Genomic DNA, 14,879 nt, shown 5'->3' with positions numbered 1-14,879 from the left:
ATGACAGATGGAAAGTTGGCCGTCATCGGCCTCGGCACCATTGGCAGTATGGCCCTCTGGCAGGCCTCCCGGCTATCCGATTCCGTGGTCGGATTCGAAGCGCAGCTCCCTGCGCACGGACGCAGCGCCGTTGGCGGAGACACCCGCCTGTTCCGCATGCTCAACCTAAACCCGGGCTTCAATCCCATCCTGCAGAGCTCCCAACGTCTCTGGGCCGAGCTTGAGGACGAAACCGGACAGGACATCCTCCTGCGCTGCGGCGGAATCTACATTGGTACGGCGAACGGGGCGTACATCCCGCAGCTGCTCGAGTCGGCGCGGGCGACCGGCGTAGCGCACCAGATCCTCTCCCGGACGGAGATGGCCGAGCGGTATCCGCAGCACAACCTGCGTGCCGATGACATCGGTGTGTTCGACCCCAACGGCGGCGCACTCAGGACGGATCGGGCCGTCACGGCTGCGGTCTCCGCAGCCCAGGCCAACGGTGCGACAGTGCTCACCAACACCCCGGTAGACGGGATCCGGGAAACCGTAGACGGTGTAGTGGTGACCTCCGGGGACAAGTCCTGGACGTTCGAGAACGTCATCGTCGCCTCCGGCGGCTGGTCGCAGAAGCTCATGCCGGAGTCGCTCCAAGCGCACACCCAACCGAACAGGGTCTTCCTCACGTGGTTCGTCGCCAAAAATCCCGCGCTCTTCTCCCCAGAGCGGTTTCCTGTCTTCGTCCGGCTCTCCGGAGACCGGTCCATGTATGGTGCGCCCGCAGTTGATGGGGTCACCGTCAAGGCAACCCTGAATTTCCGGCCAACGCCTACCGGGAACCCCAGTGCGGTTCCGAGGGAACTTACTCCGGCAGAGATTGCCGAGACGACCGAGACGGTGAGCGAGTTCTTCCCCGGCCTGTATCCAAACATCGTCCGCTCGGACGCGTTCCCGGACCTCTTCACGACCGACCGCAACCCGCTGCTCGGCCGCCTCGACGCCGGTAGCAGGGTCTACTGCGCAACCGGGTTCTCCGGCGGCGGCTTCAAAATGGCCACCGGATACGGCGAGATCGCCGCCCGCGAAGCACTTGGCTTGCAAACATTCGAGGGGCTGGACTTCGTGCGTCCGGAACGGTTCATGAGCGTCCACACCACGCAGGCTGCCGCGGCCGGACAATCCTCTTCCCACAACCAGTGAAAGCGTTGATATGAGCCTTCCCTTTGCCCCCACCGATTCTCAAGTCGGGCTGGTCGCCAACGGCGTGTCCGGCTCGCCATCACACCGGCTCCGTGCCCTCGGCCTGGAGCTGCCCAGCCTCGCTGACAACCCGTACTACCTGCATCACCGCTCGGTGGACTCCAGCATTCACATCTCAGGCCAACTGCCGTACAAAGACGGCGAACTCCTGGGCACCGGCATCGTCGGCCGCGACGTGCAGCTTGAAACAGCGCAGGAGCTTGCCCGGCACGCCGCGCTTAACGCACTCGCTGCCGCCGTCCAAGCGGTGGGGGACCTGGACAAGGTGCGCATCGTGCAGATGCTCGTCTTCGTGGCGAGTACACCGGACTTCGGCCTGCAGTCGCAGGTGGCTAATGCAGCCAGTGACCTGCTCATTGGGGTGCTGGGTGACAACGGACGGCACGCCCGTACTGCGATCGGCGTAGCCGGGCTACCGCGCAGGAGCCCCGTCGAGATCCAGATGGTCTGCACGGAGGCGTAGGGCATGCACAATAAGGAGCACAGCGTGAACCGCATTCAGCAAGCACTCGAGGCACTCCACGGCCGGATCGACACGCCCTCACCCATCGTGCTGTCCGACGTGATGCAGGACAACATCGATCGGATGCAGGCCTTCGCCGATGCGCGGCATCTGGTTGTCAGGCCGCACGTCAAAACCCACAAATGCGTCGAAATCGGCCGCCGCCAGCTCAAAGCAGGTGCGGTCGGAATCACCGCCGGCAACGTCGGCGAGGCCGAGGTCTTCGCGGCAGCCGGCTTCGACAACATCTTCATCGCCTATCCGATCTGGCCTGCTGGAACCAAAGGCCCACGGATCCGAAAGCTGGCCGAGACAACCCGGCTCCGGGTCGGCGTCGACAACGTCGCAGCGATCGATGCCCTGGCCGATGCGATGGGATCAGAAGCGGAACTGCTGCAGGTCGTCATCGAGGTCGATTGTGGTGCGCGCCGTTCCGGGGCGGCTCCCGAGGCCGCCGGCCACCTCGCCCAAGCCGCCCGCAAGCGCGGCCTGATCCCGGCGGGCGTCTTCACCTATCCAGGCCACGGCAGCGCCAGACCGGACGCCCGCAAGCGAGCGGCGGAGGACCAAGATGCCGCACTCATCACCGCGGTACGGAGCCTCAGCGGAGTGGGGATCACCGCGGAGGTGGTCAGTGCCGGCTCCACGCCGACCGTGGAATTTGCCACCAACAGCGTCATCACCGAGATCAGGCCCGGCGAGTACGTGTTCAACGACCTGAACAACACCCGCCTCGGCGCTTGCACGGAGGATCAGATCGCACTTTTCCTCGCCGGCACAGTGGTCAGCGACTGGGTCCCCAATCAGGTTCTTTTGGACATCGGAACCAAAGCCCTCGGCCGTGAAGGAAACCCCGAGATTGGCTATGGCGGAATCGCAGGCACCGCGGCCGTCCTGTCCAAACTCAACGAATACCATGGCTTCCTCCCCCTTCCCGCGGGCTTCCGCCCCGCCGTCGGGACCGTCCTTCCCGTCGTACCCAACCACGTCTGCCCGGTAGTGGTCAATTTCGAGGAGTACATCGTCACCGACAGCACAGGAACCACCCTGGAACGGTGGCCTGTGGACGCCCGGGGATTCCTCAACTGACTGGAGTGCCGGGGGACTGGGCATCCGTCCCCCGGCATTCCCCAGTCCCTATCCCAAACAACCAACCTCACGATGGAGTGTCCGACTTGAGACTTGATAAAACCACGGCCGTCGTCACCGGAGCCAGCAGCGGAATCGGCGAGGCAGTGAGTTCCCATTTCCGCCACGAGGGAGCCCGTCTCCTCCTCACCGGTCGCAGGGAACAACTCAACAACACCCAAGCCGTGGAGCTGTACGTTCCCGGCGACCTCAACGACGAAGCATTCGTCGAAAGCCTGGCGCGACAGGCGGCAGAGTCCTTCGGAACAGTGGATGTAGTCGTCCTCAACCACGGACTGCAGGTCACCGGGCCTCTCACGGAAATGGCCTATGAGGATGCGAAGAACGTGCTGCACAGTAACCTGCTCAGCTCGTTCCTGATGATGAAGCACTTCGCGCCGCTGATGCCCGCCGCCGGGGGTTCGTTCGTGCTCGTCAGCTCACGGCTCGGCATGGTCGGCATGGCAGATCAAGTCCTGTACTCCGCGGCCAAGGGCGGCCTCATCATGCTGGCGAAGGGCGCCGCTATTGAATGGGCCTCACGAAACATCCGCGTCAACGTCGTCGCTCCAGGCCTGACCGCTACCCCAATCATTGAAGCCTCTATCCAGCGCAGGGACGACCCCGAAGCGTACCGTCTACAACGCGAAGGCCAGATCCCGCTCCAACGCCTCGCCACCCCCGAAGAGATCGCAGACGCCATTCTCTTCATGGCCTCACCGGAATCCTCCTACATCACCGGAGCGACGCTCCCGGTAGACGGCGGATACACCGCCTTCTAGCAGCGCATGATCCACAAAAACGGCGGGGGCCCGGTCAACCGCCGGGTCCCGCACCCTTCCCAACAAAGCCTGAAACTGGAGCAACGCCCATGAGTACTGGAACCACACTGGACCTCACCGAAACCCGGCTGTTCATCGGCGGGGAATGGAAACCATCCGGCACAGGAGCCACCATGCCGGTCATCAACCCGGCCACCGGCGAAGCGATCGCGCACGTTTCCGACGGCTCAGTCCAAGACGGAGCGGCGGCACTCGACGCCGCCTGCGCGGCCCAGGACGCTTGGGCAGCAACACCGGCAAGAGACCGCGCCGACATCCTCGCCCGCACCTACCAGGGCATCATCGCCCGCCGCGACGATTTCGCCCGCCTGATCGTTGATGAAATGGGCAAGCCCTGGGCCGAAGCCCAATCCGAAGTCGACTACGGCGCAGGCTTCTTCCGCTGGTTCGCAGAATCCGCCGGACGCATCCACACCGAAGGCCATTTCGGCGTCGAACCGGGCTCCAACTACCACATTGCAGTGTCAAAACGCCCGGTGGGCCCCTCCCTGCTGATCACCCCATGGAACTTCCCCCTTGCCATGGGCGCCCGCAAGATCGCACCGGCCTTGGCCGCTGGATGCACCACCATCCTCAAGCCTGCCGCCCAGACCCCGCTGACGTCCCTGCTGCTCGCCCAAGTCCTCCAGGAAGCGGGCGTGCCCGCCGGTGTGGTGAACGTCGTCGTGACGAGCAACTCCCGGGATCTGATCGGCCCCATCATGAGTGACGCACGGACCCGAAAGATCTCCTTCACCGGCTCCACCGAAGTCGGCCGGGTACTCCTGGCCCAAGCCGCGCAGAACGTCATGAACACCTCCATGGAACTCGGCGGGAATGCGCCATTGATTGTTTTCGACGACGCCGACGTCGACACCGCCATCGAAGGCACCTACCTTGCCAAGCTCCGCAACGGCGGTCAGTCCTGCGTTGCAGCCAACCGGATCTATGTCCAGGCCGGCATCGCGGCCGAGTTCACCAAACGCTTCACCGAACGCCTCGCCGCCGTCACCGTAGGGAACGGGCACGAACCCAACACGGGCCTCGGACCACTGATCGATGACAAGCAACGAGCAACCGTCCACAACCTCGTTATCGACGCCGTCGCCAAGGGCGCAACCTGCCTTACCGGCGGCCAAGTCATTGACGGCCCCGGCTACTACTACCCGCCCACCGTCCTGACCAACATTCCAACCAACGCCAACATCAGGGAAGAAGAAATCTTCGGCCCCGTCGCAGCCATCTACACCTTCGACATGGAAGAAGAAGCCATCGTCGAAGCGAATGCCACGCCGTACGGACTGGCCTCCTACATCTTCACTCAGGACCTTGGGCGGGCACTGCGCGTCGCCGACGCGATTGATGCCGGCATGACAGGCATCAACCGCGGACTCATCAGCAACCCGGCCGCACCCTTCGGCGGGACCAAACAATCAGGCCTCGGCCGCGAAGGTGGCATCGAAGGCCTCGAGGCCTACCAGGAAACCAAATACACCGGCATACAACTCTGACCTGACTGGTCATGTCCGCCCAAACGCTAGAGAAACCATGGACGATTTCGCGGAGTGGAAAAGGGCTCATACGGCTGCCCATCGAAATACGAAAGGCCGACCAGCGGAACCGTGGATGGCGCGAGGACGCAACGAGATAGCGGTTCAAGACCCTCGGCGTCCCAAAACGGTTGATGCCCACCCTTGGAATGTCACGGCAGGCCGAGATGAGCCGTCTGAAGTGGGTGCATCCGGGTGGCCTCGTCAGGCCGCCTCGAGCCACACCAGCTTCGTTCCCGTTAGGCCAAAGCCTGGGTTGCCCGGATGATTGGTCGTGGGTGTTCGATGAAGTGCTGCGAAGGTGCAGAGCCTTCTTGGGGCCCTGACATGGGAAAACGCGCAAAAGCACGCCGAGACGGGTTCTCTTACGTGTTTCTACTCGTCCCACTGCGGGCCGATAACCGATGTTCTGTCGTCGGGCTGACCCCATGGCGTTGTCATGTTCCTCGGTGCCGCCTCCGCCATGTTAACGATGGAGGAGGTGTTGCCACCGTGTTGGACGTTGGCCCGTCGTTCTGCCGGGCAGAATGTGGTCGGATTTTGGATTGTCAATCGGCCGGTGGAGGTCGTGGCTTGGAGGTCACGGCCTCATCCCGGCAGGTGGCTTCAGGAGGGCTGAAGGTGCCATCAGCAGGCAATCTGCAGAGGTGACAGCGCCTATTTCAAGGTGCCGCATACCAGTGCTCAGCGCGGCGGGTCCGTTCTACGGTGGGCAATCGGCCAAAAAAGAAGTGTGAACAATGTTCACACTTTTCGCTTCCGACCGGCCCATATTGCCCTCGGACTGGCCCGGTTTCCGCAGGTTTCCGCCTCTTCCCAGTGTTTCCAATGCCTGGAATCTCGTTCGAGTCCCACCTCGGGCACGGCAGACCCCCTCGTCAGAGGGGGTTTTTGTTTAATGTGTGTACATTCTGGTTGGTCAGGTCCCTCTGACACTGGCCGCGGGGTGTGCCTGGCGCCGCGGGTTGCCTGTGAAGTTGTGGGGGAGCGGGTTCAGGGTCTTGGCTGATGGGCCCTCCGCTTGCTCTGAACTGGGGCTATAGGTTCCTTTCTCGATCCGTCTGGTCGGCCGTGGTTGGCCTGCACCTCTTCATGGGTAGAAGGACTGGGCACAACATGACTTCAAGATCCTGCGTCTCGATCGCTTGGCTTAGGCTCGTTCCTATAGCGAGAAGGCCGGGCAAGCGAACGCTTTGTCAGGCCAAAGGAGGTGTGGACATTGTCCACACTTAAATCTGCCCTTTGGCCGGACAAGTATGCTTCGGATTTCTTACTTACACAGCTTCATTGATGGTCGCAATCACTACGACATGATTGGGTTTGAGGACAGGGACTCTGCAGCGGACGGTTGGCCCTGGCCGTAAGCGCGTCTACAGAGCAACCCGTGCCCAAATCCCCTGCCAGTGGGCCTCTCCTAGGGCGGGCGAGAACATGATCACGGCAACGCCCAGCAGGCAGACCAGGGAACCAATGATGTCCCAACGATCGTGACGGAAAACCGTCCAAGATCATGCCACATGCGAGTGATTCTGCGACGAGAAAGCCACCATAAGCGGCTAGGATCCTGCCAAGGTGCGCGTCGGGCTGCTGGGTGGCGACGAAACCATAGATCCCCGAGGCTATGATGCCGAGACCGGACCACCAGGCTTTGCCTTCCCGCACCGCTTGCCACAGCAGCCACGCGCCCCCGATTTCAGCCATAGCAGCGAGTGCGAACAACAACACGGACTTGGCAATTGGGCATGACCCATCCTGTCATTTGTGGGGACTGGTCATGATTCCAGACCTTGATGGAGGATAAAAGCAGTAGGAGAACCAGCAGCGGCATAAGAACGAGACAGGGAACGAGTCCCCACCGACGATGGTCCTCGTGATGGAGCCTAATGTCATCGTGACCAAGAAGGGCTTGTTCTGGCCCAGGACAGCGAAGCTCTTGTCTCTACTGAAGCGGACGAAGGCCCCGAGCATGGGCGGGCAGGGACACCGGCAGGGAGAGTCTGTCGGCGATTTTGATGTCGGTGCCCTTGGCACCATCGCCGACCATGACCGTGACCAAAGAGGCTGGCTCGAGGCGCGCTCAATAGTGCTGCCGCACCAAAGACACCGCGGTATCGATCCGGGGATGGTGGTGAAGCAGAAATGCGTCGGCTGTTCAAACGACTTCGTTCCAAGCTATTTTACGGCGATACGGTCATTTCGGTGAACACCAGCTTGCAACAGAAAGCCGGGGCATCTCATCCCGGGAAGTCTTGCCAGCCATGTGGCCTGCTCCATTCGCAGTCCGTCGGCGGCAGCGGTCGAACCAGTTGGCAGCGGTTTCACATGCTGCGCCGAAAGAGCTTTCAGCCGGTCACAGCGGAGCCCGGAAGTGAGGGCGGCTATGTCGACGACGGTGCTTGTGGCTGCATTGGTTATCAGGATGTCCTCAACCTGTCCGAGATTAACGCGGGTGCGCCGCGGCTATAGATGTTCTCCGCTCACATCGACCCCAGCCTACGATTCCTTTGGAAGCAGCGTAACGACGGCCTGTCCAGATACTAGCTGCCCCGACTGCACGAACTTCTCCGGGCGACCGGAGAGTTCGGCGATCAGGCTGGCTCGAAGTTTAGGAGCTGAGTCCGGCAATCGGGATCTTCACTGAGATTCCGGGTCTCCCCGGGGTCGTTGTGGAGGTCGAAAAGTTGCTCGTTTCCATTCTTCGAGAACCAGATGTACTTCCAGCTGCCTGCTCGCACCCACTGGATGGACTGGCCGAGGAGTACGTGCTCACCATGTAGGTACGGTCGCAATTCAACATTGCTGCCCTCTTCGTCAGCTTGCGTAAGGCCGAAGAGGCTAATGCCGTCGATGCTTCCCGGCACCGGAAGATGTGCCGCGTCGAGAAGAGTAGGCATCAAGTCACGAAGTTCAACGAGGGCATCGACCCGCTGGCCGCCACGTATGCCCGGGCCGGATATCAGTAACGGCACGCGAGATGAACCCTCGTACGGATATCCCTTACGCCAGAGGTCGTGATCACCCAACATTTCACCGTGATCGGAAGTGAAGACGATGTACGTGTCGTCCTTCAACCCGAACTCGCGTAGGACCTCCATAAAGCGGGCAATCTGGTGATCGATATGCGTGATGTTGCCGTAGTATCCGGCGCGGGCCCGGTTCAAAGTCTGCTGATCGTATGTAGCTACGTGGGCGTCTGGCCGATGATCGGTTCTGTAGTCCTCAAGGTCAGCAACCCAGTCGCCCACAGGTGGGTCATGATCAGGAAGGTTCAAATACTGTTCGAAGGCCCATGCTGGCGGATTGTATGGCGGGTGCGGGCGGTGGAAGGAGAGGTACAGGAAGAATGGAACGGTAGGGTCTCGGCGGTATAACCATGAGATTGCTTCTGTCACGACCCAGTTGGTTGGGTGAAGGGATTCCGAACGGGACCAGGGACGTGCGACAACCGAGTTGCAATTTATGCCGTCGTCAAAATAGTCCGAAACTGCGCTTTCTCCCGCTTGAGCTCGCAGCCAAACCAAATAGTCGTCGTACCAATCGACTTCGCGGCCGCGTTTCCTGGCAAAGTTTAGGTATCCGTCATGCAGAATAACGTTGTTAAACCCAATTCGTCCGCGTTCAGGATAGTAATGCATTTTGCCGATCGCCTGTGTTTGATATCCAGCCTTAGTGAACTCTCCCGGGAGGGTTACGGAATGGTCGAAGTCAATGCCGTCGGTATAGCCAACCCGTCTGTGGGAACGGGCGGTAAGGCCGGTCATCAGGGCCATGCGGGCAGGAACACAGGTCGGCGTGGATGAATAAGCATTCGAGAAATTTGCACCTTCCGCGGCAATTGCATCGAGATAAGGCGTCCTAACAATTGGATGACCGTTGATAGAGAGACAATCTCCTCTCCATTGATCGGTGCAGATGAGTACTACATTGGGAGTGCGCGCCGTCGAACTAGCTTGAGCCATTCAAATTCACCTATGCATTCCGCTTCGCTTCTTCAAAGCTCGTACCGTTTATGTTTCCTGCGCGATTACTAACGTCGCGTCCGGATACCCGTCAGCTCTGACTGTGATCGTCACGGGGCCTGGCTGGGCTCCGGCACGAACGACCGCGAGGGCTTGGCCGTGGTACGTCAATGACACATTTCCAAGGTAGTCGCAGGGGGCTTCAGGATTGGCCGATCCTAATCCTTGCAGTGTCGCCGGCCCTTGGACGGTGACGGCTACTTCCACGTCTGTGGTCGGATTGGGGCGGTTTTCCTCGTCCACCAACGTGATCTCTAAGTGCACGAGGTCAACAGTGTTGGCGGTGATCGCGGTCCGGTCGGCTGAAAGACTCAGTTTGGTTGGCTTGTTGGCCGTTCTTAGCTCCCGGCGGCCCAGTTCGGTGCCATCGCGGTACGAAATGACTTCCAGGACTCCGGGTTCGAATGGGAGAGCCACCTGTATAAGGTAATCGCGGTTCGCTCCGACCTTTTCGGTGGCCACGACTGCTCCGTTCAGGACGAACTGCACTTCATCACCGGAGGCATAGGCTTCGACGTGGATGGGAGTTCCTGGATCGACATCCCAGGTCCAGGACGGTATCACGTCTGACCAGGTCCAGGCTTTGGGTTCGATCACGTATCCGTCGTCGCGGGGTTTTCGTACGGCGATGTAGGGGACATCGGTCAGTCCAAAGACGATTTCGCGGTAGTAGGAGATGGGCTTGCGGTGGCCGATGAGGTCGATGTCTCCGCATACGGCGGCGATCCATGGGTACGGGGCGCGATGTTCCTGGGAATCTTCGGGGTATACGTGCCTGCCCGTACCGACCTCACCCAGGAAGTCCCACCCGGTCCAGGTGAAATCACCGACTACGTTGTTTCTGGCCAGAATCATCTTCCACAGCCGATCAATGTGTGTCGGAAATGATTCGGAGTTGAAGTAAATGCGACGGGGGAATTCGTCTTGGTCGACTTCGTAACGCGTGTCTCCATAATTCAGACCAACGATATCGAGCACGGATGCCGGCTCCAGCAGCCGCTCTCCGAGAAGTTCCGAGGCCATGACCCTGTTCATGAGGTGTGTTACCTGGCCCAGGTAGTCGTTGAGCCCGCGAATCGTGGAGCTGTCCTGGTCTACCTCGGCGCGGAGTTCCGGGACTTTGTCCCTGGCCATGTACATGCCCTGCAAAGCATGGGTCACGATCCGGGTTGGGTCCTGCTCACGGGTACGCTCTGCAAGCAACCGCCCCCACCGGGCGCCATGCCGGGTTCCCGCCTCAATAATTTCGTTTCCGATGGAGTACATGATGACGCTCGGATGATTGAAATCCTTCGCCACCATGGCGTCGATATCACGCTCCCACCACTGGGGGAATGATCGGGAGTAGTCATCTGTGGATTTGGACACCGCCCACATGTCGAACGCCTCGTCGAACACCAGCATGCCCAGCCGATCACAGGCGTCGAGCATCGCCACACTGATCGGATTGTGTGCCGAGCGTATCGCGTTGAAGCCCGCATCCTTCATCCGCTGAACCCGCCGCACAGCGGCGTCGGCGAATTCCGCTGCTCCGAGCACCCCATGATCGTGGTGGACCGCCGCGCCTCGGAGTTTGATGGTCTCTCCGTTCAGGCGGAGCCCGCGGATGGGGTCAACTGCGAGGCTCCGGATGCCAAACGTCGTTGATTCACGGTCGATGGGTCCGTTCTCGTCCTGGAGGGTAACGGTTGCGCGGTAAAGAGCGGGGTTATCCGGGCTCCACAGGGACGGATGCCGCACATACGTCCGCTGATGGGAAGTCAATGTTTCGTATGGCAGGAGCGTGACACGGGATTTTTCTGAGACCACTTCCGCACCTGTGTTGTCACAAAGTTCGAGCACAACATCGACGGTACGAGTAGTTGCCCCTTTATTGGCGATTGTTGATCTGACCACGACAGTGGCAAGCTCTTCATCAACGTCGGGGGTGGACACCCGCAATCCGGTGGGGATGATATGGACAAGTTCACCGATAAGAAGATGCACCGGGCGGTAGAGCCCTCCGCCTGGATACCAGCGTGAATCTTCATGGGAACGTGCGTCAACACGGATGGTGTTGGTCTCTCCGTAGTTCAGGAAGGGGTCTGCCTCGATGTGGAACGAGGAGTATCCGTTGCTCCACTGGCCAGCAAAAGCTCCGTTGAGGTAGACCATGGCGTCCCGGTGAACGCCCTCGAATTCAAAAGTGATGCGTTTGGTCGCCCAGTCGGAAGGGACATCGAATAGCTTCTCGTATGTCCAGGAGCCGCCGTCGAAGTAGCCGGTTGGTGCTCCGCCTGTCCCATCCGCCGTTCGGCCGCTGGCGAGCATTGCATCGTGCGGGAGGTCGACGAGATTGTCACTTGGCGGGGCTACCCGAATCGCTTCATGGACTGAAACTAGAGGGCCAAACTGCCACTCTCGGTTGAACGGGATGCGTTTCATCTACTGTTCCTTCATTTCATGGTTTGCCGTCTTTGTTCAGACGGCACTTATTTCACTCCGCCTGCGGCGAGGTCGGAGCGCCAGTAGCGCTGAAGGATGGAGAAAGCGATGAGCAGTGGAATCACGGCCAGGAGGGATCCTGTGATCGTGATGTGGTAAGAGATTCCCTCGTTCAGACGCTCACGCCAATTGACAAGACCAACTGACAGGGGCTGAAGGGTGTCGTTGTTGAGCATGAGCACGGGCAGGAGGTAGTTGCTCCAGATTGCGACGAACTGGTACAGGAAAACAGTCACCAGGGCGGGCGACATGATGGGCAGACCGATCCGCCAAAAAATCCGGGCTTCATTGGCACCGTCGATACGGGCTGCTTCGAGGAGTTCGTTGGGGATGGCTTGTTTTGCGTACGTGGCAGCGAGGAATACTCCGAAAGGGCTTACGAGACTGGGCAGGAGAACTGACCAGTAGGTGTTGACCAACTGGATTTCGCTGAGCATCAGATACAGGGGGAGCGCGAAGAGGATCGCGGGCACGAGAACGGCGGCCAGGATGATGTTGAAGACCAGCTTTCGGCCGGGGAACTGATACTTGCCCAGAGCATAGCCGGCCATAGCTGCGAACACGGTGGCGATGGCGGCACCTCCGACGCAGTAGAGCACCGTATTTCCCGTCCAGACGGCGAAGATACCGTTTTGCTGCGCGAAAACGTCAGCGATGTTTTCCCATAAATTGAAGTCGGAGAACAGCATGGGATTGGTCGTGAACATGTCCCCCCTGCTTTTCGTTGCGCTGACGATAAGCCACCAGAGGGGCACCAGGCTGTAGACCGCGAATGCGGCCATCACGACGAAGGAGAACGTGCGCGCCGAGAACGGGACGCGTTGTTGGCGCCATGGCATTCGACTGGTTCCGCGGGACTGCGTTGGGCGCCGGACTGTCGTGCGCGGGGGAGCGGTGGTCATGAGTCAGCTTCCTTTCGCTGAGTGAATTTGAGGAATCCGAACGACAGGACCAAAGCAACTAGGGCCAGGATGACCGATTGAGCGGCTGCCAGGTTGTAGTTGTTGGATGCGGCCTGTTGTTGCGCCGCCATGATCGGCGTGAACGTCGAGGAGATTCCTGGTGCCACTTTGGACAGGATCGCGGGATCGTTGTACAGCTGGACAGTGCCAATGATCGAGAAAACGGCGGTGAGGATGATGGCTGGCCGCACTGCGGGGATTTTGATGTGCCATGCGGTGGCCCACCATCCGGCCCCGTCCAGGCTCGCGGCTTCGGTCAGGTCTTCAGGAACTGCCCGTAGCGCCGAGTAGATGATCAGCATCTGGAAGCCTGTAAAGCCCCAGGTCATCATGTTCCCGATCGAGAAGAAGACCATGTTGTTGGCAAGGAAGTTGACGTCGATGCCGATGGCCCTCAGCCATCCGCTGAGAGGCCCGAGATCCGGCTGATACAGGAACGACCACATGATCGCCGCGATGACGCCGGGGAAAGCGTACGGCAGGAAGTAAATCAGTCGGAATCCGCGCCGGAAGGGTGAGAAGGCAGAGTCCAAAAGAAGCGCCAGGAATAACGCAATGGTCAGCATGAGAGGGACCTGCACGATCCCGATCAAAAATACGCGTCCGAAGGAGGCTATGAAGTCGCCGTTCTGCAGCGCGACCAGATAGTTCCCGAAGCCCGCGAAGATGCTCTTGGAACTCCCGACGCCAAGGCCGCTGCGTTCCGTTTTGAAGAAGCTCTGGTAAATCGCGTAGAAGATGGGAGCAACCTTCATGGATAAGAACATGATCGCGAACGGTACCAGGAAGAGCAGCGCAGACACCGTGGTCTTCCGGCTCAACCGTGATTTGCGGGGCTTAGCTGTTGTCGTTCCTGGTTGCACGGGCCGCTGTGCGGAGAGGGTGGGTGCCTTCATGGCTAATCCTTTTGGTGATGAATGGAGCCCGCGGCACCCAGCTGGCTTCACAACTGGGCGCCGCGGGTTGGGGCTTTACTCCTTGACGCTCAAACCCTGGCTTTTCAGGTCAGCGATCGTGGATTTCTGGAGTGTGTCAAGCAACTCAGAGATGGTTCCCTGTCCCGAGCCGATGACTTTCAGACCGTCATTCAACTTGGGTTGAAGGCTGGTCATGTTCGGACCCCACACCCACTGCTCCGGTATGTTGCTCGCGGCTGTGGAGAAAATTTCAGCGGTCTTGTCAGAATTAATGAAGAAGTCCGACCCTGCTGTTAGCGCAGGCAATTTCTGGCCACTGATGGCAGCCGGGTAGATGCCCGTATCATTGATCAGGCTTGTCACGCTCTCCGCGTTGGTCGTCATCCATACCGCGGCCTCAGTGGCTTCTTTCGGGTTCTTGCACCCCTTCAAAACAGAGACTGACCCGCCGCCGCGGTTGCCGGAAACCTTTTCGCCTTCCTTCCACTGAGGCATGGGGGCTACTGCCATCTTGCCTTTGAGTCCTGGAGCGTTCTTCTCCAAGAGGGCGCCGGTCCATGCAGCACTGACGTAGGAAAGTATCCGTCCGCTCTGGAGGTTGGTGTACCAGGCCTGGTCGAAGGCTGGCTCGGGGACAACGAGCTTCTTGTCAGCCAAACCCTGCCAGTACTTTGCCACCTTCTTTGACGGGTCATCGTTGAGGGACACCTTCCAGGCATCATCTGCTGTACTGAACCATTGGGCCCCGGCCTGTTGAGAAAGCGCGCCGAGGTCGTAGGTGTTCAGCGGGAAGGTGGCCAAGTAGGCAGCAGGATCCTTCGCCTTCACCTTTTCGGCATCAGCTTGGAATTCGTCCCAGGTTTTCGGAACTTCAATACCGTACTGCTGGAACAAATCTGCCCGGTAGTAGAGTGCCATGGGTCCCAGACCCACGGGAATGCCGTAGACGTTTCCGCCGAGGCTGGAAAGCTGCCATGCCACAGGTGAGTACTGGTCTTTGCTGCCTTCGGCGTACTTGGTGATGTCCTCAAGCGAACCCGACGCCGCAAAGCTGGGAATGGTGTCGAAGCTGATCTGGCCAAGGCACGGAGCGTTGCCGGCTTGGACAGCGTTCAGCATCTTTGAGTAGCCGCCGGCCGAACCCGCGGAAATCTGGGTGTACTTGATCTGGACATCCTTGTGTGCAGCGTTGAAGATCGCGACTGACTTCTCCTGGCCAATCGCAGCCCCCCAGTACTCGATGGTCACTGGTTC

General features: G+C 60.0%; 10 protein-coding genes and 1 pseudogene. 5 read left to right on the top strand and 6 right to left on the bottom strand.

The window, feature by feature from the left end; translation table 11 throughout:
- The 5 genes from ACTAQJ_RS06360 to ACTAQJ_RS06340 all read left to right on the top strand — a co-directional run bounded on the left by ACTAQJ_RS06360 (position 1) and on the right by ACTAQJ_RS06340 (position 5,204).
- Positions 1 to 1,182, top strand: coding sequence for an FAD-dependent oxidoreductase (locus ACTAQJ_RS06360; protein WP_498701473.1), 1,182 nt, complete (start codon positions 1 to 3; stop codon positions 1,180 to 1,182).
- 10 nt (positions 1,183 to 1,192) lie between these two features.
- A complete protein-coding gene (locus ACTAQJ_RS06355; RefSeq protein WP_431117996.1) occupies positions 1,193 to 1,705 on the top strand; it encodes a RidA family protein in 513 nt (170 codons plus the stop codon).
- Positions 1,706 to 1,729: 24 nt separating this feature from the next.
- Positions 1,730 to 2,833 (top strand): alanine racemase, encoded by a 1,104-nt coding sequence (locus ACTAQJ_RS06350; protein WP_498701472.1) that lies wholly within the window; start codon positions 1,730 to 1,732, stop codon positions 2,831 to 2,833.
- Between the two features lie 86 nt (positions 2,834 to 2,919).
- A complete protein-coding gene (locus ACTAQJ_RS06345) occupies positions 2,920 to 3,654 on the top strand; it encodes an SDR family NAD(P)-dependent oxidoreductase (RefSeq protein WP_498701471.1) in 735 nt (244 codons plus the stop codon).
- A gap of 89 nt (positions 3,655 to 3,743) precedes the next feature.
- The gene (locus tag ACTAQJ_RS06340; RefSeq protein ID WP_498701470.1) at positions 3,744 to 5,204 is read left to right on the top strand and encodes an NAD-dependent succinate-semialdehyde dehydrogenase; all 1,461 of its coding nucleotides are present in this window, start codon (positions 3,744 to 3,746) and stop codon (positions 5,202 to 5,204) included.
- A gap of 1,409 nt (positions 5,205 to 6,613) precedes the next feature.
- On the opposite strand, the pseudogene ACTAQJ_RS06335 reads toward ACTAQJ_RS06340, so the two are convergent.
- The 6 genes and pseudogenes from ACTAQJ_RS06335 to ACTAQJ_RS06310 form a co-directional block, all read right to left on the bottom strand.
- A pseudogene (locus ACTAQJ_RS06335) lies at positions 6,614 to 6,944 on the bottom strand (YnfA family protein).
- A gap of 887 nt (positions 6,945 to 7,831) precedes the next feature.
- Positions 7,832 to 9,202 carry an arylsulfatase gene (locus ACTAQJ_RS06330; RefSeq protein ID WP_498701469.1) on the bottom strand — a complete coding sequence of 457 codons (1,371 nt, stop codon included), beginning with the start codon at positions 9,200 to 9,202 and terminating at the stop codon, positions 7,832 to 7,834.
- Between the two features lie 48 nt (positions 9,203 to 9,250).
- Positions 9,251 to 11,686 (bottom strand): glycoside hydrolase family 2 TIM barrel-domain containing protein, encoded by a 2,436-nt coding sequence (locus tag ACTAQJ_RS06325; protein ID WP_442017881.1) that lies wholly within the window; start codon positions 11,684 to 11,686, stop codon positions 9,251 to 9,253.
- 47 nt (positions 11,687 to 11,733) lie between these two features.
- Complete coding sequence (locus ACTAQJ_RS06320) at positions 11,734 to 12,648, bottom strand: carbohydrate ABC transporter permease (protein WP_498701468.1); 915 nt, start codon at positions 12,646 to 12,648, stop codon at positions 11,734 to 11,736.
- Entirely contained in the window at positions 12,645 to 13,604 is a 960-nt protein-coding gene (locus ACTAQJ_RS06315; RefSeq protein WP_442017883.1) for a carbohydrate ABC transporter permease, read from the bottom strand. The genes ACTAQJ_RS06320 and ACTAQJ_RS06315 overlap by 4 nt, the downstream gene beginning before the upstream one ends.
- 75 nt (positions 13,605 to 13,679) lie before the next feature.
- Positions 13,680 to 14,873: an ABC transporter substrate-binding protein gene (locus ACTAQJ_RS06310; protein ID WP_442017884.1), complete on the bottom strand. Its 1,194-nt coding sequence runs from the start codon at positions 14,871 to 14,873 to the stop codon at positions 13,680 to 13,682.
- Between the last annotated feature and the right edge of the window lie 6 nt (positions 14,874 to 14,879).

Source organism: Arthrobacter sp. alpha11c, assembly GCF_054149985.1.
Note: the sequence above shows the minus strand (reverse complement) of the source record. Positions and strands in the feature narration are given on the sequence as shown.

Bases quoted from the DNA above. Each gene is read 5' to 3' on its own strand.
- ACTAQJ_RS06360 (WP_498701473.1), top strand. From the start codon at position 1: ATGACAGATGGAAAGTTGGCCGTCATCGGCCTCGGCACCATTGGCAGT.
- ACTAQJ_RS06355 (WP_431117996.1), top strand. From the start codon at position 1,193: ATGAGCCTTCCCTTTGCCCCCACCGATTCTCAAGTCGGGCTGGTCGCC.
- ACTAQJ_RS06340 (WP_498701470.1), top strand. From the start codon at position 3,744: ATGAGTACTGGAACCACACTGGACCTCACCGAAACCCGGCTGTTCATC.
- ACTAQJ_RS06330 (WP_498701469.1), bottom strand. From the start codon at position 9,202: ATGGCTCAAGCTAGTTCGACGGCGCGCACTCCCAATGTAGTACTCATC.
- ACTAQJ_RS06325 (WP_442017881.1), bottom strand. From the start codon at position 11,686: ATGAAACGCATCCCGTTCAACCGAGAGTGGCAGTTTGGCCCTCTAGTT.
- ACTAQJ_RS06320 (WP_498701468.1), bottom strand. From the start codon at position 12,648: ATGACCACCGCTCCCCCGCGCACGACAGTCCGGCGCCCAACGCAGTCC.
- ACTAQJ_RS06315 (WP_442017883.1), bottom strand. From the start codon at position 13,604: ATGAAGGCACCCACCCTCTCCGCACAGCGGCCCGTGCAACCAGGAACG.